The organism is Auritidibacter ignavus (assembly GCF_029853775.1).
In the GTDB taxonomy this organism is placed as follows: domain Bacteria; phylum Actinomycetota; class Actinomycetes; order Actinomycetales; family Micrococcaceae; genus Auritidibacter; species Auritidibacter ignavus.
In genome coordinates this window covers 1,366,479-1,386,139 of record NZ_CP122564.1, presented here as the reverse complement: position 1 = coordinate 1,386,139, position 19,661 = coordinate 1,366,479, and the positions used below count along the sequence as shown (strand labels likewise).

The following is a 19,661-nucleotide window of genomic DNA, read 5'->3' as shown; positions in this document are numbered from 1 at the left end:
AAAAACGATCCCAATTCGTTTCCTTGCCCCCTATAGAGGACCCCACGATGACTGAATCATCACAGCACATGTCTGTGCCCGAAAACTCCACGACCCGTGGCCACGTGACCTTCTCGGACCTGATCAGCGACCAACGACTGTTGGCTCCCTTAGAGAAACTGGGATATGAGAAGCCCTCGCCAATTCAGGCCGAAACCATCCCGCTATTGCTCCAGGGCCGCGACGTCGTTGGTTTAGCCCAAACCGGTACCGGCAAAACGGCCGCCTTCGCGCTTCCGGCCCTGGCTCGGTTGCTCGACACTCTAGCGGGGGACCCTGAGGTCCAGGCTCCCCGCATTCTTGTGCTTGCTCCCACTCGTGAGCTGGCGCTGCAGGTCGCTGAAGCTTTCACCAGCTACGCTGCCGAAATCCCGCAAGCCACCGTCGTCCCAGTTTACGGAGGCTCGGCCTACGGCCCTCAGCTGGCAGGACTGCGACGTGGCGCCGCCATTGTCGTGGGAACTCCTGGACGCGTCATTGACCATTTGGAAAAAGGGTCCTTGGACCTCTCTCAGGTGCGTTACATCGTCTTGGACGAGGCTGACGAGATGTTGCGGATGGGATTCGCGGAAGAAGTCGACCGGATCCTGAGCGGAACCCCCGAGAATAAACAAACCGCGCTGTTTTCAGCCACCATGCCACGCGCGATTCAGCGGATCTCTGGGGACTACCTCAACGACCCGGCCCAAGTGGAAATCGCAGCTGAATCAACCACCGCCCAGAACATTCGGCAGCGCTACATCCAGGTGTCTTTCCCGTGGAAGCTCGAGGCCATGACCCGGATCTTGGAAACCGAGGACACCGACGGGATCATCACTTTCGTACGCACCCGGAACATGACCGAGGAACTTACCCAAAAACTCCAAGCCAGAGGCTTTCGCGCGGCCGCGATATCGGGCGATATTCCACAAAACATTCGAGAAAAGACCGTCGAAGATCTCCGTGCCGGTCGTATCGACATTCTGGTCGCCACTGATGTGGCCGCCCGCGGGCTCGACGTGGAACGGATCTCCCACGTGATCAACTACGACATTCCGCACGACACCTCTTCCTATGTGCACCGCATCGGTCGCACCGGTCGTGCCGGACGGGCCGGGGACGCCATCATCCTGATGACCCCACGCGAACGTCACCAACTGCGAGCAATCGAAAAAGCTACCGACCAACGGGTAGAAGAGATGCAACTGCCATCCCTTGAAGAAGTCAACGCCTCCCGGGTACAGCGTTTTGCCGACCAGATTACTGCCACCCTGGGTGAGGAAGAAGATTCCAATATCGCCTCGTTCCGCGAGCTGGTCACCAGCTACGTCGACGAACACAATGTGGCTGCCGTTGACGTCGCTGCAGCGTTGGCGATGATGGCCCAAGACGGCCGACCGCTGTTCGCCGAAGAACCCGATCTACCCCCCATGAAACTCGATCGGGGGAAGAAAAACCGCACGGCACGTGGCCACCGCAAGAACCACGATCGTGGGGTGGCTACCCCAGCCGATGGCAAGGCCACCTACTGGATCGCAGTGGGACATAAAGACCGCGTGCGTCCTGGCAATATCGTCGGCGCTATCGCCAATGAGGCCAACCTTGATGCCCACGAGATCGGCGATATCAGTATTCGTCCCACGCACTCGCTGGTGGAGTTACCCGAAAAGCTCTCCAAAGAACAGCTTGCTACCCTGCGCGATGCCACGGTGGCCGGACGACGTCTTAACCTGCGATTGGACCGGGGGGCGTCCGGAAGACCGTGGTGGGCTGGCTCCAAGTCGTCGAGATCGTGAGACCACCTCGCGTCGTGAGGGCCGGACCGCAAAGAAGAAGGAACGCTGGTCCAAGGCGAAGAAGCGGGCTGCGAAGAAATGAGCGCTGCGATCGTGACCTTCCAGGACTATCTCGAGCTGATAGCGGACACGGAACATCAGGGAAAACTCGCTGCGCTCGTCAGGTCTACTGAGGCCATGCACGCTGGCTTGACAGTGGAAATCAAATGGAACACCCCCATGCTGACTCTGGACGGAACATTTATTATCGCCTTCAGCGTGGCGAAAACTCATATCGCGGTGGGACCCGAACTCGTCATCCTGGAGCAGTTCCGCGCTCGAGTAAGCCAGGCCGGCTATCAGTCGACCAAGAGCCAATTCACGATTCCGTGGGATGCTGAGGTGAACTGGTCTCTTTTGCGCGAGATGGTCGAGCAGACCATCATGCTCAAAAAAGGCTCGAAGACGTTCTGGTACGCCGGTTAGCCCTGGCTGAGACCCGACCTATCTGAAGGAAATCGTGACGTTCACCATGTTCGTCGCGATTCTGCCCTCTCGATTTCACTTCTGCGAAATTCATTGGTAAACTCATTCCTCGTTGCCCCGATAGCTCAGTGGTAGAGCGCCATCTTGGTAAGATGGAGGTCCCGGGATCGATTCCCGGTCGGGGCTCAGAGACTAAAGACCCGCACAGGCCAATGTGCGGGTCTTTGTGTAGGTCCCGGCACTTGTCAATGAGCCAAAAACAGGTGCCTTCAGTCGGTGAGGTCGTTCCACAACGTCTCGATATTTTCCGGCGAAGTTTGCCAGGGGCACATCAGGCGTACCACCGGCCACCCTTGAGCATCCGTGTCCCACTGCCGTAATCGATAGCGGTGGCGCCCACGCTTTAGCTTGTCGGGATGTAGTGCGATGAATACTCCACTGACGCGGGGCTCGCGAACCGGACGAGCCCAGTCGTAGTGTGTGGCGCACTCGGCTAGGTAGCGCGCCATATCGTTAGCGTGCTGAGCGTTGTTTAACCAGGTGTCGTTATCAAGCAGAGCCAACAACTGGGCCGATAAGAACCGCTGTTTGGAAGCTAACTGCGTGGTGTATTTGCGAACCCGCTCGACGACACCGAGAGTGTCGCCCTGGTCCCTCGTGTGAAGCACGACGACCGCCTCGGCTCCTAACGCGCCGAGCTTGGTCGCGCCCAGGGTAAGGACATCGATACCAACATCAACGGTCAGTTCTGCTAACGAACAGTTCAAACTCGCAGCCGCTTGGGCAAGACGTGCGCCGTCCATGTGGACCTTCAACCCGTGCCGATGTGCTAACTCGGCCAGCTGGCGCAGTTGCTGTGGCGAATAGAGACCGGCGCGTTCGGGGGGCTTGCGCCAGTGTGACCGCTTCCGCACGTGGTACATGAATATTGTCTCGAACTACTGACGGGGTGAGCACCGTCTCTAACTGCCCCATATCATAGGTGCCGTCCGGGTGGGCCGGACAGGGGCGGACACGGATCCCCGCCAGCCCTTCGATCGAGGTCGACTCGGTGCTGAGAATATGGGAACTCGCAGGTGCGTATACCATGCCGAAGTGGCCACAAATTGCCTGCAAAGCCACCATATCTCCACCGGTGCCATTGAATACGGCAAACATCACGGCATCAGGACCGAATAAGTTTGTCGCTAAACGACTGAGTTCCCCAGTGACATCGTCATCCCCGGAGGGGCCGGCATAGCCGGAATTCGCCCGCTCGAGCCCGGCCATCACCGTCGGATGTATACCGGCGGTATTGTCTGAATGGAATCGGTGGTCAACACGATCTGGCATGGTAGTCATTCGTGCTGATCCAGATCTGCGTCGCTACCACCGATGATCTACAGAATCCGTCGTCGCGATCACGCCACCCCAAATTGACTCTCTGATATTAACTATGTGAAAATATATAGGTTGCTTGATCAGAGCACACTATGGCTGCGTAGCTCAGTTGGTGAGAGCGCACGACTCATAATCGTGAGGTCGACAGTTCGAGTCTGTCCGCAGCTACCCTTGTCAACACGCGGAACCTCTCCGAGGCACTAACGACGGCCCACACGACATGAGGTCAAGCCTCGATGCAGTAGATGAGATCCTCCACGACTGCTCCTGCGCTCAGGATGTTTCCCATTGACGAAGGCGCCCGTCGACGATCTACTCTGGCACGGATTTCTTTCTCCTCACACTGATGGTCCCTGCGTTGGGTAGGTCCACTGTGTGCCGAAACACTAAGGAGAAACATCCCTGAGTGCGGGATCACTCACACACCAGAGGACCGGCACTTCGTGTTGGCATACCTAAGGTACTCTTTCACGTGTTCTCCAGCATAAAACGGGTCGTCGCTGGTGGCCACGCGAGCAGTGAGCACGGGCATAGCCGGTGGGCAGTGAAAGTTGGAACCGACGGGTGCCAGGCCGGCCTTCGGGGTGGCGTTCGCGAAAATCCGGTAAACCAGTCAGGACTGAACACGGTGAGCGTTGTTGCGTTTTTTATGGGCTTTATGCCCTCGCCGATGGGCGTGATGATTTTTACCTGTGCGCTCGCGACCGTCCTTCTCTGGGGCGTCGCCACGGGACGTTTTTTGGGTTGGTTAACCGATGCAATAGAACCGGGAGCTGAGAGCTGAAGCATCTCACAGGGCAGAGTCAGCGGTGGATGCCGACGTGACTCTCATAATTTGCGAAACCTGCTACGGCATCAGCGAGCAGGGAAGCAGTGCCCTCCACGATCCGAGAAATAGCCAAATGTTCGCGGATGAATACGCTCGTTGAGCTCGCACGAATGGTCGCTCGCACGCGGCTGCAGTCCCTAAGGAATTCAGCGGATTCTTGCGCAATCCGTCGAATGGTGGTCGGGCTGGCGATACCACCGTGATAGGCGACGTTGTTGTTCAAGGCATCGACGATCCTTAGTGCTTGCCAGGTCCAAGGGCGGTACCAAAAGTCGGTGTTCATCCCCACCGTTTTGTGGGGTGTTTTTTCTGTCGAACTTGCTCGCCTGCTCATTCGACGAATGGGACGTGCAGGCCGGCTCGACCAAGCTGGAACCGACCGGACACCTCCAAGAACCTATGTTCTTGCCGGATCGTGATCATCTCTCGGTGATGGTCCCAATGAGGCTCCTTGGCTCAGTCAGGCCAGATGGCAGAGCTGAATCGGTGACGAAGAATGGGCAGACACCATTAACTCATCGGCACAAAGTACATACCTTGAGTTCAGAGAACCGAGAAGCATCTTTTCTTTATGATCTTGTCTTCTCAACGCTTACTTGTGATTTGATGTATTGGTAACAGCCGAGGCGTATTCCGGCTGTGACGATTGAAGGGGCACGATATGTCGCATAATAACCCTGCCTACGGCGACGGTTCCGCGAGAAACGGTGATACGGACCCACCGAGGCCGATACCGCCATATCCAGTACAGGATCCTACGCAGTTTTCTGGTGACCCTAACTCCTATGGCCAGATTCCACCTGACGGTGGATGGGGCGGGACGGCGCCAGGTGGTTACTACGGTGGTGGCGTGCCTCCGTATCCGCAACAGCCGATGAATACTATGAGTATCGTCGGTTTCATTCTCGCTTTTCTGCTCGCGCCGGTGGGTGCGATCCTGAGTCATATTGCCCGGGGCCAAATTAAACGTTCCGGTGAGCGTGGTGAGGGCTTGGCGCTGGCTGGAATCATCATTGGATGGACCCAAACCGCCGTCGCTGTTTTAGGTCTGGTCGTGTTTTTTGTTGTCAGTGGCTTTTTGTTCTCAATGTTCACCCAGACAATATCGGAATTGGAAACCGAAGTTACTGCAAGTGCCGACCCTGACGAGAACACTAGTGAGGGTTCAACGGACACGTCCGCTGAGCCAACGCAGACCCACGAAGCGTCACGGCCGAACCCCCTCGGGGGAAAACCACATGTCGTCCCCCCGCATGAAACTGACGGCGCCGTGGCTAGCAAAGATCCGAATGCGCCACATTGTGATGCGGTCAACGAGGTCTTGGACAACATGGCGGGGTTAGATTCTTCTGAGCAAGGCGAGATGCAAGAGATCGCCGGTTCATATGATCGTTTGGCAGATGGTCATAATGATCCCAGCGCGACAGAACTCTACAGAGACTACGCCAGAGCTTTGCGCGATCTCGTAGGTAACACCGATGTCGATTTCGTGGAACTCGGCGAAGAGGCTGCTGAGCAGTTAGGGCAAGACATTGTCTCGTGTGACATAGTGCAGGTGTACTAACGAGGTCGCCCTGACGTGCATTCATTTGGGAACATATGTGAACCAAGTCCATGCGCGGGAAGCGCTGGAGAGATCTGTACACGCGATCTGCACAGAGGCAGAGCCAAAGGCACAGCATCTACTACAGGGCTAACTGGGGGTGGTGAGGCTGGCATAGCGACAGGCCGGCCCTAGCGCTCTATCGGGGCCTTGGCTGGAGAGTCTCGTTTCGCCAAGATCGTCCTACCCCGAGAACTGTGTTGGCAGGTTTTGTGCGCGATCATCGGAAAAATTTTGCTGGCGTAGGAACAAAGGTGTCGAATGACGCATTTCATAGCTGACATGAGAAGTTGAACACTGCACACCCCGCAACATGAGGACAATGTATCAGGGATAGGCGCTTGACCCCTTGACGAATAAGCGCTGGCTCATGGTTTGATATCGTCAGGACCTCTTGAGGTGGATTTCAGCGGTAGAGAGCGAAGGAAAAAACGGAGATGTCGAATAATTACCCTCCCTACGGACCCGATTCTGAAGGGCAAGAGCCTTCCGAGGTCACGCGGCCGATGCCACAGTATCCTGCCCCAAATCCCCCGCAGGTTCCACCCCAGTACTCTGCGCACAGTAACCCTTACGAACAATTCGGGGATCAGCAACAACCACCGTCCGGCCAGTCGCCCTCTGGCGACCCGAACGCCGGCTGGAACGCGGGTGAGCAGTTCGGAGGTCAGGTGCCCCCTACCGGCTGGGGTGCAGGCCCAGGCGGGGGTTATTACGGTGGCGGAGATGACGGCAACTTCGGTGGTGGTATGCCACCCCAGCAACAGCCACCCATGAATACGTTGAGCATCATTGGTTTTATTCTGGCTTTTCTGTTTGCTCCTGTGGGTGCGATTTTGAGTCACGTTGCCCGGGGCCAGATTAAGAAGTCTGGGGAACGAGGAGGAGGCCTTGCCCTGGCCGGTATTATTATCGGCTGGGTTGTCACTGTTCTTGCTATTGTTGCTCTGGTGGTGGCTTTTGCATTCGGGAGCCTGCCATGGCAGTCCGATGATGAGCCGAGCGAAGAGGCTACAGCTGAAGAAACAGAAAGTGCTGAGCCAGAGCAAGAAGCCAGCCCAGAGCCACAGGACACGGCCCCAGAGCCACCGGAAGTTGCAGATCCCTTTGGACAAGACTCCATGAGTGAGGACCCCTTGAGCCAGGATCCGCTGGGTGAAGATCCTTTCGGCGGGGACTCGTTTAACTCGACCGCCGATGCCACTGACGGTGCGAGAAGTGACACTAGCGGTCCGGTCGGAGGCGACGTTAACCGGCTCTTCACAATCGAGGGTGTAGACGGGGCTTGAATCCTCCGCTCTCGAGCAAGGACCTGGCGATGTAGTTGGTGAGATTCCGGAAGCCCAGGGCGGATCCGCGCAGGTGTTCGAGTCGTCCGTTGATGGCCTCGGTGGGTCCGTTGGAGGTTCCGGGGCGGTCGAAGTAGGCCAGGATGTCTGCCGCCCTTTTCTTCAGCGTCCTACCCAGACCGGCCAGCTCGATGAGCTTGGTCGGCACTGCCCGGCCCAGCTTGGCGATCAGCTGCTCCATCATCGCCCTGCCCTCGGCCCTGTCTGTCTGGCGGTAGGCGGCGACCATGTGCTGGTAGAACGCCCACGTGGCCTCGACCTCCACATGCTCGTCAGCCTCGAAGAGGTCCTGGATCCTGGAATACTGCTTCTCGGTGAGCAGGTCGGCCCCGGTCAGCAGGGTCCGGCGGGCCTTGTAGAGCGGATCCTGTTTGCGGCCCCGGTGGCCGTTCACCTGTTGCTGGACTCGCCGGCGGCATCGCTCGAGCGCGTCTCCGGCCAGGCGGACCACATGGAAGGGGTCCATGACCGTGGTGGCTTCGGGGATCTCCTCAGTGGCTGCGGTCTTGAAGCCGGTGAACCCGTCCATCGCCACCACCTCCACGCCATCCCGCCAGGAAGCCGGACGCTCGGCCAGCCAGGTCTTGAAGGCCTGTTTGGAGCGGCCCTCGACCATGTCCAGCAACCTCGCCGGACCGGTGCCGACGCGCAGTGGTGTGAGGTCGATGATCACGGTGACGTACTTGTCGCCACGCCGGGTATGGCGCCAGACGTGTTCATCCACGCCGATCGCGGTGACCCCGTCAAACCGGGCCGGGTCGTCGATGAGCAGACGCTTGCCCTCGGCCAGCACGGCGTCGTTGGCGGTGTTCCACCGCACCCCCAACGCCTCGGCGACCCGGGCGATGGTCAGGTGCTGCACGACCAGAGCTTCCAGGGCCCAGCGCAGGGCACGGCGGGAGAGCTTGGCCTTCGGCTCTGCCGCGGCGGTGGTGTCCTGGCGCCAGACGTGGGCGCAGTCGGCGCACCGGTAGCGCCGAACCGTGACGTGCAGAGTCGTGGGCCTCCAGCCCAGCGGCTCGTGCGCCAGCCGGCGGATCACCGTGCCCCGCGCGGTGCCCTGAGAACCACAGCGGTGACACCACTCATCTGGCTCCACCACCCGACAGGCCAGTACCGCCCGCCCGGGCTCCACCCGTTGCCCGGTAGCTTGAAGGCCGAGCTCGTCCAGCCGGCAAAACTTGGTCAGGTCACAGTCGTCGAAGGTAGCGTTAGGCACGTCGAGGTCTTTCAGATGGCTTGTGTAGGAACTTCCATCATCGGAAGGCCTCGACCTCTATCCAGCTATCGACGCGCCACTTCCCCGAGACCCCCGTCTACACCCTCGATTGTGAAGAGCCCGTTAACCAAGCCTTCTGCGACGCGCTTGCTGACTATCAGCAGCTCGCATGGGAATTGGATTACACGGATCCGTCGGCTACAGATGAGTATGCAGATGCGATGGAGCGTCTCGCAGATACTCGCGATGATGCAGAGGCCGAGAAAGTGTACCGGGACTTTGTCGGGCACTTGCGCGACCCTCTCGGTGATCACGACACCCAGCTCTTTGTCGCATCGGAAGCGCTCACCGAACAAGTGTTGGCTGATACCGGCAAGTGCCATTCAGAAGGGTCTGCCCAGTAGTTTGGTCTCGCACTACGCTCATGATACGGACTATTCTCAGGCCAACGCACTAGGGTTCTTTTTCGGTCCGGTTTTACGTTATGAGCATCAGAAACTTAGAAACGATAGACACGGTGCCCGGGTCGGGCATTCGGCAAGACAAGGACGACCCCTACGGCGGATGGGCCACTGGTTCTTCTCAGCCCACGGATGCTCCAGGAGACAGCTACCGGGCGTACAGTACCCCGCCACCTGCGGGATATCCGCAACAAGAGCCCAGCACTGTTGCCAACGGCCAGAGCGTCTATCCACCCATCGGGCAACCGATGTACTATGCGCCGTTTAACACTATGGCTATTGTTGGGTTTGTGTTCTCGCTACTCATTCCCGTTGTCGGTGTGATCTGCTCGCATATTTCGCTCAGCCAGATTACGAAAACTGGAGAACGGGGCCGTGGCCTTGCGCTAGCCGGCGCCATCATCGGTTGGGTTGTTATCGGTTTGGTGGTTGGCTTCCTGCTGTTTATGTTCATCTGGTTCATGGCCGTGGTGGCGACGCTTTAGTCGGCTGGGATCTGTGAGCGCCCCGGAGCCATGGGGTTCTGGGTATAGTTCATGGTGGCTTAGAGGACCATGGCTGCGATCCAGCCAGCTACCAGCAACGGAATATTGAAGTGCAGGAACGTCGGAATCACCGAGTCTTTGATGTGATCGTGTTGGCCATCAGCGCCCAAGCCCGCGGTGGGACCTAAGGTGGAGTCCGAGGCGGGGGAGCCGGCGTCCCCCAGGGCGCCGGAAGTACCGACGATAGCCACGGTCGCAGCCGGTGAGAATCCCAAAGCCAAACACAGCGGAACGTAAATGCTGGAAATGATCGGTAGCGTGGAGAACGAGGAACCGATGCCCATGGTCACGACCAGGCCAACCACCAGCATGGCCAATGCGGCCAGGGCCTTCTGATCACCCACTAGTTCCTGAGTACCGGCCACCAGTGGCTCGATGGCTCCGGACTCCGCCATCACCGCGGCAAAACCCTGTGCGGTGATCATGGTGAAACCGATCATGGCCATCATGCGCATGCCTTGATTGAATACGTTATCGGCTTCGTTCCACTTTACCGCTCCGGAGGCCAGAATGATGGCCAGTCCCAACAGGGCACCAACGAGCAAGCCGTTGGCCTCGGAATCAAGAATATTCAGGATCACCTGGACCCCGAAGCAGGCGAGGATCGCCGCAAGAGAACAGATGATCTTATAGGTGCTGGGCTGGGGCTCGGTCGGGGTGTTATCGGTCGGTTCGGTGGCCGTGTCGGTGATGTTAAGTTGTCGATAAGTACGCGGCTTGCGGTAGGTAATAAACACCGCCACCAACATCCCTACGAGCATGCCCGTAGCCGGGATAGCCATGACCGACATGATGTTGATATTGGCGGTATCCAATCCTGCCAATTCGATATTGGAGAGCAAGATGTCGTGGAGGAAAATCTGCCCAAACCCTAGCGGGACATACATATAAGTTGTGACCAGGCCGAAGGTCAGCACACAGGCGATGGCGCGCCGGTCGAGACGCAGTCGGTTCAGCACCCCCAACAGTGGGGGAATCAGCAGAGGAATAAACGCGATGTGGACCGGAATCAGGTTCTGGGAGAAGACCGACATCAGTAACACGCCAGCAATCAGGGTATAGCGCGTTGCTACTTCGATGCGTTGGGACTTGTCCTCGCTGGAGTGATCTAGGCGTTTGACGATCGCGTCGGAGAGCAATTTCGGTAACCCGGAGTTGGCCACGGCCATGGCGAAAGCACCTAACAGGGCGTAGCTGAGTGCGACGCGCGCGCCCCCTCCGAGCCCGTCTTGGAAGGCAACCATCGTTGATTCCAGTCCCATGCCGGCGACGAGGCCTCCGACGAGCGCACCAATGAAGAGTGCAATCACGACGTGCAGACGGCAAACGGCCAGCACGAGCATAACGACAACGGCGATAATCACTGCATTCACGAGCATGAAATTATGCCAGATCACACTCCGGCTGTGCATGATGTTGAGACTTTATGTAGTGCGCAGGGTTAGCCGACACAGGATGTTTGGTCAGCCAGGGCGGGAATGTTGACTTGACCACCAAAGTTAAGCGTTGTGGTGAGCGGGCCACCGCTGGTGCGTGACGGCTGAGGTAGGTTCCAGGAGCTCGCATGGATAGATATGGCCACGATATAGGCAACTATGGTCTGCTACGGGCACAGCCACACCGGCCCGCGGACGCCGGTAGCAGACTCACCCCCAGGTCAGGCTATTGTGACTTTCTGATCGCACCGGTGCGAGGGGTTTATGCAAGACTGGAATGACACCATCCGGTGTCGTGGTGAAAGCTGTAACTCGCCATCACGCGGGGTGGTGAAACCTCGATGCGATGCAGGCTGTCCCTGATCGGCGAAATACAGGAGTAATCATGGCGCTGAGTGCACTCGACATGTTTTCCATCGGCCTGGGGCCTTCATCCTCCCATACGGTAGGACCGATGCGGGCCGCTGCGACGTTCATTAATGATCTTGACCCCGAGGTGTTGAGAAGAACGCACCGAGCAGTCGTGGAACTGTTTGGTTCTCTGGGTGCCACCGGTGTGGGTCACCACTCCGACCAGGCGGTGGTGCTCGGACTGGCCGGATATGATCCGGCCACCATCGATGTTGAAAAGGTCGATCATATTATCAACCAGGCCAAAGAAGAACAGACTCTTCTGTTGGCCGGTACACAACGGGTTGGTTTCGACTTTTACCGTGACGTGGTGTTGCACCAGAACAAATCCTTGCCAGCACACCCCAACGCGATGCGGTGCGCGATCTACGATGACCAGGGCGAGGAGTTAGCCGCTCAGGTGCTGTATTCGATTGGTGGGGGGTTCGTCGTCACCGAGGACGAACTGAACGCTCCGTTGACGACCGAACGCCACGCTCGCCATGAATACACCACCGGTAAAGAACTGTTGGCTCACTGCCGGTCCCAGGACAAGTCGATTGACGAGATCGCCTGGGAGAATGAGATCGAGTGGCGCAACCCCGATGAAGTGCGCGAACGGTTGTTGGAGATCTGGCACGTGATGCAAGAGTGCGTGCATACTGGGCTACACCGTACCGAACAGATGTTGCCGGGCACGTTGCTGGTGATGCGGCGGGCCCCGAAGCTCTACGCACACCTGCAACAACTTCTGGAGGAACAGAAAGCATCGCCGGAAAACGTTGATCCCCTCAGCGCGATGGAGTGGGTGAACCTCTATGCGCTGGCGGTCAATGAGGAAAACGCCTCTGGGGGACGTGTGGTGACGGCCCCGACCAACGGCGCGGCCGGGATTATTCCCGCCGTGATGCATTATTTTGTGCAGTTTTACCCGGAAAAAGCTGACGACGACGCCATCGTGAAGTTTCTGCTTACCGCCTCAGCGATTGGGATCATCATCAAATCGCAGGCTTCCATCTCTGGGGCTGAAGTCGGGTGCCAGGGAGAGGTCGGGTCGGCCTGTGCGATGGCTGCTGCCGGACTGTCCGCCGTCCTCGGTGGCACACCGCAACAGGTTGAGCACGCCGCGGAAGTAGCGCTAGAGCATAATCTGGGCCTGACCTGCGACCCGGTGGGTGGTTTAGTACAGATTCCGTGCATCGAACGCAATGCGATCGCATCCGTGAAGGCCATTAACGCCGCGCGGATGTCGAATTTCGATGATGCCGGCGAGCACCGAGTCAGCCTCGACATGGCCGTGGAAACGATGCGTGCCACCGGTGCCGACATGATGGATAAGTACAAGGAAACCTCCCGGGGCGGTCTGGCTGTCACTGTGCGGATGCCTGACTGCTAAACCACCAACCGCACCACATGTGCTGGAAACTGCTCGTGAGGGTCGGGAACATTCCTACTGATTGCTGAATTTCACCAGTGACAAGGAACCGGCGAAAGGTTTGCCGGGTACGCTCCCTATCCAACCAGCAGTCAGGACCAGACCATGAATGACCGTCATCCGTGGAACAACAACAATAACTCCTCGTGGGGTAGTCCGCAGGATCATCTCTCCTCCGGCGAGCACGGTTCAACGGACCCCACGGTACGTTTCGACCCTCCGGGAGCGGATGATGAGGTCTATGACCGACACCGTCCGGATTCTTCCTATCAGTCCGGTGCTGAGGGGTATTCCGAACCACTCCACGTGAGCCGATCCGGGGACGTCATGGAGCCTGATCAACCGCAGCGGGGCGGAAAGTCGTGGATCTGGTGGGGATTGATCGTGGTGGTTCTGGTGATCGTGGCCGGTGTGTTGCTGTGGATCTTTTTGTGCCCGGATGGTGGCGAAGGCGATGCCGAGCCCAGCCCGTCGCCTGCCGAAGAAATCGTGGAAGAAGACAACGGGCAAACCGGGGAAGGTGACCAAAACAACCAGAACCAGCCAGGCCGGCCGAACCAGCCGGGGCAACAGGACCAGCAATCTGGTCTTCCGGGAGAACAACAGCCCAGCCAAGCCCCAGACGAGCACGGACAGCAACTCTCGCCCGACAACCCTGGCAACCAGCAAGGCTCCGGTGGCGAGCCTGGCATTGGCGATGACGTCAATGAGGTGATCGAGCCCTAGATCTGATCCAGGTGGGGGGTGCTTCTATCGTTTTCGTCAAGCTGCTGGGGCTAGTTGGGCTGGTCGAGATTCGTAGAAGGTACCGTCTCTGAGCATCGCGAACAGGACGTCAGTTCTTCGACGGGCTAGGGCGATGACGGCTTGGTTGTGACGTTTCCCTTCGGCGCGTTTCTTGTCGTAGTAGGCCCGCGAGGCGGGGTCGCCTTTAATCGAAGCAAAGGCAGACAAGAACAGCACTCGTTTGAGGACTTTGTTGCCGCGCCGAGATGGGGATTCTCCACGAATGGAGGTGCCGGATTGGCGGGTCACGGGTGCGATGCCAGCATATGAAGCTAGGTGTGCTGCGGATTTGAAGTCTTTGCCGACGACTTCGGTGAGGATGCGTGCGGCTGTCCTGACCCCGATGCCTGGCATGGAGGTCAGGACTTCGGTAAGAGGGTGCGCATCAACGACTTTCAAGATCTCTGTTTCGATATCTGTTCGTTGTTGGGTCAGCTGTTGAAGTTGAGCCGCCAACCGCCCGACGATGTGTTCAGCAGCGTGCGTGCCAGTCACGATGGTGGTTTGTTCAGCTAGCGCGGCAAAGATCTCGTCGGTGAGTCGCGCCGCCATTCGGGGCGCTAATTTCTTTAACCGGGTTCTGACATGTCCTCGCCCGGCGCGCTGCAAAGCGGCCGGAGTTGGATACCTACCCAGCAAATCTACCACGGCCGGGTGGGCCAGCCTGGGTCCAAGCACCCGTTCCAGCGTTGGGTGAATCTGGGTCAATAATCCTCGCAGCCGGTTGCGGACTTGGGTCAGTTGCGCGGCGAGATCGTCATCAAAACCACACAGCATCGATAGTTCTGCAATCCGCTCCTCAGCCACGGTGATGCCGCGCAATGTGTGGGGCATGGTGCGCGCTGTTTCAGCAATTATGTAGGCATCTCGGGCATCCGTTTTAGCCTGGCCCGGATGTAAATCGGCCACCCGGCGCATCGTCAATCCTGGTAGGTAGGCGACTTGGATCCCGAGTTGTTGGGCAACCGCGATCACTAACGCGCCGATGGTTTTGGGCTGATCTACCACAACCAACAGCTCACCGTATTTGGCCGCAAGATCTTTCAACAGCTCCTGAATCTTTGGTTCAGATTGCGGCAATGGCTTGTCATATACAACCTTGCCATCGTGGTTGACAGCGGTGGCATGATGGTCGGACTTGCCGACGTCGATTCCAAGAAACACTTGAGGTTCCATCGGGTACCTTCTTTGACTCGTTCCACTAAAAGACCAGGTCACCGATGGCCCGTCCGCTCACAACCACGTTACAAGGGCCCGCAAGTTCCAAGAGCGTGCTTCTATTAGCGATCCGAACGAACCAGACCGGTTCCGGTGACAACACCCCCCGGATTATGGTCAACTGGGGGCAAACATCATGCCGGAACCAGCCGGCTCCCTACACTGCATATCCTGCCGGAAAACAGTGACACCTAAAAGGTAACGGGGGAGACGGTGAGAGAACTTAGTAACCCGCGTCGAGATCGACCCGCCCCTGCAGGTCGGCCTCAGCCAGGTCACGATGGCGTAGAGCTTCGATGAGATTGTGCTGGATCCGCTCGTCCAACAGCGGAATGCACATTTCTGCGGTATCGGCCGAGTGTGGGGTGATGATCACGTTGGGTGTTGACCACAGCGGGTGGCCATCGGGGAGTGGCTCCGGGTCGGTGACATCCAGGCCGGCAGCCGAAATCTCCCCGGTTGTCAGGGCCTTGAGTAGATCGTCGGTGACGACCAGGCTCCCGCGCGCCACATTGACCAGCACCGCTGAGGACTTCATGACAGCAAACTCTCGGGCCGAGAACATCCCGGCGGTTTGATCTGTGGCAGCAGCTGCCAGGACGACGACGTCAGCGTCGGTGATGGCCTCGTGCAGATGCTGTTGAGTCAAAGTCCGGTAGGCGCCTGGGACCTCGGCTTCGGTCCGGCGCACCACAGTGATCTTCGTATCCCAGGTGGAGAATAATCGCACGAGTTCTCGGCCGATGCCACCACCACCGATAATGGCGATATGGCAACCGTCCAAGGTGGTTCCTTTGGGCTGGCCCCAGCTAGTGGCACGAAGGCGTTCGGGCAGGTGGCGCAATAATGCCAAGGTTAGCGCCAAACCATGCTCGGCCACCGGTGGGGCGTAGCTACCGGCCGCCGAGGTGTAGGTGATCTCGGGGGCCTGACGAATCACCGGTAAAAGTGGCTCGATTCCGGCGAAGGGGAATTGGACCCAGCGAAGGTGCGGGTTCTGCTCCAGCGCGGTGCGTAATGTCGTCGGGGAAATGGTTTGGACAATGACCAGTAGCGTCGCGGTGCCCTCGGACTGCTCGACTCGCGGGATGCCGTGCTCATGGGCCAACTGCTCGGTGACCCGGTGCGCCTGGTCGTACCGGGTACCGCGTCGGTCCTCGTCACTGGGCAAGATCAACAGGCGATCTGTCGTCTGCGCGCTACTGTGCTGTGTCATGATTCTATCGTTGCATATCAGGCTCCCTGATGTCAGGGACTCTGCGGCAAGCAGAGACCAGATTGCAGGTGTGGTGGCGAGCGCTGACCACGTAGTGGTGGAAGCCGAGGTGGGGATGACCAGAAAAAACTCACCCGCGAGTGTCGATGAGCCCGAGATCTGTATTAGAAGTCGGGACCCTATCCTTCTCTGGTAGAGCTCGGCGAGGTTGCCTTGGCCCACCGCGCCAACGAATCGGAAGCTTTGACTGAACTAATTGCGCTGGTCCGGAGCTTGGTTAAGAGTCACTCATGTATGTGCTGGTGTAATGTGGCTCTTCGTAATTGAGGGTGTGGATCAGTGATTCCAGGACACGGCGTGGCGCTGTCCGGATAGACGTCGAGGTCTTCCGATGATGGAAGTTCTTACACAGTCCATCCGAAAGACCTCGACGTGTCCAAGCTTACTTTCTCATCTCCTGATCTCACGACGTTCTGCCGGCTCGACTCCCTTGACCTCACGTGCATTGGCCAGCACATCACCGGGCACAAAGCCATTCTGGAATGCCAGCCCAACACTGCCGATGACTGGTGCCGACGGTGTGGCGGACACGGGATCGTCCGCGACACCGTCGTCCGCCGCCTCGCCCACGAACCCTTCGGCCACCGGCCACCACGCTTCACATTCGCCTCCGCCGGTACAAATGCGTCGAATGCGGCCGCGTATGGCGTCAGAACACCACTGCTGCGGCGCCACCACGAGCGAAGATCTCGCGAACCGGCCTCGACTGGGCGCTGCGTGCCCTCGTCATCGACCACGACACCGTGTCCGTGATCGCAGGCAAACTCGCCGTGTCCTGGCACACCGCGAACTCCGCGATCCTCGCGCAGGGACATCGACTGCTGATCGACGACCCGGCCCGGTTCGACGGGGTCAGCGTCATTGGTGTCGACGAACACGTCTGGCGGCACACCAGGCGCGGTGACAAGTACGTCACCGTCATCATCGACCTTACTCCCATCAGCCAGAAAGCAGGCCCGGCACGCCTGCTCGACATGGTGCCCGGACGATCGAAACAGGTGTTCAAGCAATGGTTGAAAGCCCGACCGAAAGACTGGCGTGATGGCATCGACGTCGTCGCGATGGACGGATTCTCCGGCTTCAAAACAGCCTCCGTTGAGGAACTGCCCGAGGCTGTCGAAGTCATGGACCCGTTCCACGTCGTCAAACTCGCCGGTGATGCCCTCGACGAGGTACGCCGCCGCATTCAGCAGGAAACCACCGGGCATCGCGGACGAGCAACAGACCCGTTGTATCGAGCGCGCAGGACTCTGCACACCGGTGCTGATCTGCTCACGGCCAAACAGCAGGAGCGGATCGTAGACCTCTTCGCCGACGCCAACTTCACCGCCGTCGAAGTCACCTGGGCCGTCTATCAAGACATTGTGCGCGCTTACCGAACCAACGACGGCAACGAGGGCAAGAAGCTCTTACAAACAGTCATCGACGATCTGACGACGAATCTGCCGACAGGACTGGCCGAACTCAAGCGGTTAGGACGGACTCTGAAGCGTCGAGCTGCTGATATCCTGGCGTTCTTCACCCGACCGGGAACGTCGAACGGGCCTACCGAAGCGATCAATGGCAGGCTCGAACACCTACGCGGGTCAGCACTCGGCTTCCGCAACCTCACGCACTACATCGCGAGATGTCTGCTCGAGTCCGGCGGCTTCAGACCGGTTCTACACTCTCAATTACGATGAGCCTGTAATGTGGTGTTATTCTTTCGATTCATTCCTAAAAAGGAATTTAACTAAAAATCCGATCGCGATTGGCATGAGAAAATAGGCAGAGATAGAAAACGGTGTTAATGGGTCATTTGACAGTGCAATGGCTAATATATTTACAAGGCCTAGTAGTGCGCCGAATATAATGATCTTGGTAGTGCTCATGAGCGCATCCTAGCGAGATTGCATTTTGGGCTCATTGTTACTGAGGGTGCAGGTGGGGTCTGGATCGGCCGGCCTTGAGCAGGTTTCTGGTGATGTAGTTGGTTGGGTTCCGGAACCTGAGGGCTGAGCTACGGTGGTGTTCGAGTCGGGCGTTGATTGCTTCTGTGGGCCCGTTGCTACTGCCGGGGTGGTCGAAGTAGGCGAGGATGTCTCCAACTCGTTGTTTCAGGGTGCCGGCGAGCTGACGAACCTCGCCTAACACGCTCGAGATACCACTGGTTAGAGAGTTGATGACGTGTTGCATGGTTTGTTTGCCTTTCTTTGGGTCCCGGTCCCGGTAGGCGGTAACCATCCACTGATAGAACGCTCTCTGGTGGCTTCAACCTCAACATGCTGGTCGTTATGGAATAGTTCGTCTAAGCGCGTCTGCTGACGTTCAGTGAGCAATCCCGCACCGGTGTGTAGGGGCACCCCCTCAAACACGAAGAGCCGCATTTTGCTATTCCACGGCTGTGACCGATCTGGTCACGCACATGGTTGTCAACTGGCAGATCAGGGGTACAGCTACCTTACGCGCAACACGTCGAGGTGTTCTGCAACCGGCTCGACGCCACTCGGTGCTAAAGTGCCAGACGCCCTGGCCCGATCCCTGTGTGACATTCGCAAATGTGGGACACCAAGCTATGTCTTCGAATTTGAAGACTCGCCCACACGCCAGTGTTATTCTGGGGGCCCCTTAGCTGAGTGTTTCTTAGATATAAATGTAGCTGCAAGTCCTATTGCTATTGGTGTTATTAGAAATATAGGGGCGGTAACTACCGAGAGCGTGTCATCGAAAATATACACTAGCAAAATACTTGCAAGGCCTGTCAATGTGCCAGATATAAAGGCCTGTAGGTAGTTCATGTTTGGCTCCAAGGTATCCAGTCATAACGCAATCAGGTAAAGGCGCACGGGTCATGACGCGATTCTTGGCTTAGCATTCAATTGCGGCGGCGATGCCGGACGTGATGGCTCCACCTAATGCTCCGAGTGCAGCGCCGGCTGCCCCGCCGCCTAGTCCCTGTAAGGCTCCGCCACCTAGCCCTACGAGAAGGCCAGGGAGGCCACATTCGACCTCATACGGCACAGCCACAATATCCGTTTCTGAATTACTCTCTGAGTGTAACGATGGGAGTGATACGGTTATATCTTGACCGTCGTCGCTGACTTCGTATGACACCTCGACTACTTCGTCGTAGGCAGGGACGGGGATTTTCGTATCTAGCTTTTCGACAAGTTCACCATTATCGGAGGTAACGATGACGGTTCCGTCTTCTTGAAGAGAGGCTTTGCCGTGCGACAATTCTAGATGGATATACTCCGAGCCCTCTTCGGTGCGTTCAAAAAATGCATTGTATTCGACTGTATTGCCTTCTCCTTGAGCTGTGGAGACAGCTGGAGAATTGTCTTGGTGATGATCAGTCTGCGCAATTGCCGCGGGGGAACCTGCAAGTAGGAAACACACAGCGAAGCCCGCAGACGCTAGTACTTTATTTTTCACGGCTAACCTCGCATTCTTTGATTGTATGGTTCACTAACTGA

General features: G+C 57.9%; 16 protein-coding genes, 2 tRNA genes and 3 pseudogenes. 12 read left to right on the top strand and 9 right to left on the bottom strand.

Going from position 1 to position 19,661, the window contains the following annotated elements:
- Nucleotides 1–47: 47 nt before the first annotated feature.
- The 3 genes from QDX22_RS06320 (at nucleotide 48) to QDX22_RS06310 (ending at nucleotide 2,465) form a co-directional block, all read left to right on the top strand.
- A complete protein-coding gene (locus QDX22_RS06320) occupies nucleotides 48–1,814 on the top strand; it encodes a DEAD/DEAH box helicase (RefSeq protein ID WP_122549400.1) in 1,767 nt (588 codons plus the stop codon).
- A 93-nt stretch (nucleotides 1,815–1,907) separates the two neighbouring features.
- Nucleotides 1,908–2,279 (top strand): iron chaperone, encoded by a 372-nt coding sequence (locus QDX22_RS06315; RefSeq protein WP_279723911.1) that lies wholly within the window; start codon nucleotides 1,908–1,910, stop codon nucleotides 2,277–2,279.
- Nucleotides 2,280–2,393: 114 nt separating this feature from the next.
- Nucleotides 2,394–2,465, top strand: a tRNA-Thr gene (locus QDX22_RS06310).
- An 83-nt stretch (nucleotides 2,466–2,548) separates the two neighbouring features.
- Here the strand turns inward: QDX22_RS06310 and QDX22_RS06305 are convergent.
- Together QDX22_RS06305 and QDX22_RS12090 are read right to left on the bottom strand one after the other, a co-directional pair.
- On the bottom strand, nucleotides 2,549–3,202 hold the full coding sequence (locus QDX22_RS06305; protein WP_122549398.1) for a threonine aldolase family protein: 654 nt from the start codon (nucleotides 3,200–3,202) through the stop codon (nucleotides 2,549–2,551).
- 22 nt (nucleotides 3,203–3,224) lie between these two features.
- Nucleotides 3,225–3,548, bottom strand: a pseudogene (locus QDX22_RS12090) (beta-eliminating lyase-related protein); the annotation flags it as partial.
- Nucleotides 3,549–3,753: 205 nt separating this feature from the next.
- On the opposite strand from QDX22_RS12090, the gene QDX22_RS06300 reads away from it, so the two are divergent.
- A tRNA-Met gene (locus QDX22_RS06300) sits at nucleotides 3,754–3,827 on the top strand.
- Between the two features lie 460 nt (nucleotides 3,828–4,287).
- Nucleotides 4,288–4,443: a hypothetical protein gene (locus tag QDX22_RS06295; protein ID WP_166769856.1), complete on the top strand. Its 156-nt coding sequence runs from the start codon at nucleotides 4,288–4,290 to the stop codon at nucleotides 4,441–4,443.
- A 19-nt stretch (nucleotides 4,444–4,462) separates the two neighbouring features.
- Here QDX22_RS06295 and QDX22_RS06290 read toward each other — a convergent pair whose 3' ends face one another.
- Nucleotides 4,463–4,771, bottom strand: a complete 309-nt coding sequence (locus QDX22_RS06290) for a hypothetical protein (RefSeq protein WP_110097962.1) — start codon at nucleotides 4,769–4,771, stop codon at nucleotides 4,463–4,465.
- A 600-nt stretch (nucleotides 4,772–5,371) separates the two neighbouring features.
- Here QDX22_RS06290 and QDX22_RS06285 point away from each other — a divergent pair.
- Entirely contained in the window at nucleotides 5,372–6,052 is a 681-nt protein-coding gene (locus QDX22_RS06285) for a DUF4190 domain-containing protein (protein WP_208392144.1), read from the top strand.
- 476 nt (nucleotides 6,053–6,528) lie between these two features.
- Nucleotides 6,529–7,380: a DUF4190 domain-containing protein gene (locus QDX22_RS06280; RefSeq protein WP_279717643.1), complete on the top strand. Its 852-nt coding sequence runs from the start codon at nucleotides 6,529–6,531 to the stop codon at nucleotides 7,378–7,380.
- On the opposite strand, the gene QDX22_RS06275 is transcribed toward QDX22_RS06280, so the two are convergent.
- Nucleotides 7,352–8,659, bottom strand: a complete 1,308-nt coding sequence (locus QDX22_RS06275; protein ID WP_117328628.1) for an ISL3 family transposase — start codon at nucleotides 8,657–8,659, stop codon at nucleotides 7,352–7,354. The genes QDX22_RS06280 and QDX22_RS06275 overlap by 29 nt on opposite strands.
- A 20-nt stretch (nucleotides 8,660–8,679) precedes the next feature.
- On the opposite strand from QDX22_RS06275, the gene QDX22_RS06270 reads away from it, so the two are divergent.
- Nucleotides 8,680–9,063, top strand: a complete 384-nt coding sequence (locus tag QDX22_RS06270) for a hypothetical protein (protein ID WP_279717642.1) — start codon at nucleotides 8,680–8,682, stop codon at nucleotides 9,061–9,063.
- Nucleotides 9,064–9,143: 80 nt separating this feature from the next.
- Nucleotides 9,144–9,605, top strand: coding sequence for a DUF4190 domain-containing protein (locus QDX22_RS06265; protein ID WP_279695972.1), 462 nt, complete (start codon nucleotides 9,144–9,146; stop codon nucleotides 9,603–9,605).
- A gap of 59 nt (nucleotides 9,606–9,664) precedes the next feature.
- On the opposite strand, the gene QDX22_RS06260 is transcribed toward QDX22_RS06265, so the two are convergent.
- Nucleotides 9,665–11,044: a Na+/H+ antiporter family protein gene (locus QDX22_RS06260; RefSeq protein WP_279723910.1), complete on the bottom strand. Its 1,380-nt coding sequence runs from the start codon at nucleotides 11,042–11,044 to the stop codon at nucleotides 9,665–9,667.
- Between the two features lie 442 nt (nucleotides 11,045–11,486).
- On the opposite strand from QDX22_RS06260, the gene QDX22_RS06255 reads away from it, so the two are divergent.
- Both QDX22_RS06255 and QDX22_RS06250 read left to right on the top strand, forming a co-directional pair.
- Nucleotides 11,487–12,887, top strand: coding sequence for an L-serine ammonia-lyase (locus tag QDX22_RS06255; protein WP_110100653.1), 1,401 nt, complete (start codon nucleotides 11,487–11,489; stop codon nucleotides 12,885–12,887).
- Nucleotides 12,888–13,031: 144 nt separating this feature from the next.
- On the top strand, nucleotides 13,032–13,652 hold the full coding sequence (locus QDX22_RS06250) for a hypothetical protein (RefSeq protein WP_279672810.1): 621 nt from the start codon (nucleotides 13,032–13,034) through the stop codon (nucleotides 13,650–13,652).
- Between the two features lie 36 nt (nucleotides 13,653–13,688).
- Here the strand turns inward: QDX22_RS06250 and QDX22_RS06245 are convergent, their stop codons facing one another.
- Nucleotides 13,689–14,888: an IS110 family RNA-guided transposase gene (locus tag QDX22_RS06245; RefSeq protein WP_279717641.1), complete on the bottom strand. Its 1,200-nt coding sequence runs from the start codon at nucleotides 14,886–14,888 to the stop codon at nucleotides 13,689–13,691.
- A 265-nt stretch (nucleotides 14,889–15,153) separates the two neighbouring features.
- Nucleotides 15,154–16,146, bottom strand: a complete 993-nt coding sequence (locus QDX22_RS06240) for an NAD(P)-dependent oxidoreductase (RefSeq protein ID WP_122549299.1) — start codon at nucleotides 16,144–16,146, stop codon at nucleotides 15,154–15,156.
- A 432-nt stretch (nucleotides 16,147–16,578) separates the two neighbouring features.
- Here QDX22_RS06240 and QDX22_RS06235 point away from each other — a divergent pair.
- A pseudogene (locus QDX22_RS06235) lies at nucleotides 16,579–17,888 on the top strand (ISL3 family transposase).
- Between the two features lie 226 nt (nucleotides 17,889–18,114).
- On the opposite strand, the pseudogene QDX22_RS06230 reads toward QDX22_RS06235, so the two are convergent.
- Nucleotides 18,115–18,542 (bottom strand): annotated as a pseudogene (locus tag QDX22_RS06230) (transposase); the annotation flags it as partial.
- A 511-nt stretch (nucleotides 18,543–19,053) separates the two neighbouring features.
- On the bottom strand, nucleotides 19,054–19,620 hold the full coding sequence (locus QDX22_RS06225) for a hypothetical protein (protein ID WP_110110954.1): 567 nt from the start codon (nucleotides 19,618–19,620) through the stop codon (nucleotides 19,054–19,056).
- Nucleotides 19,621–19,661 lie beyond the last annotated feature (41 nt).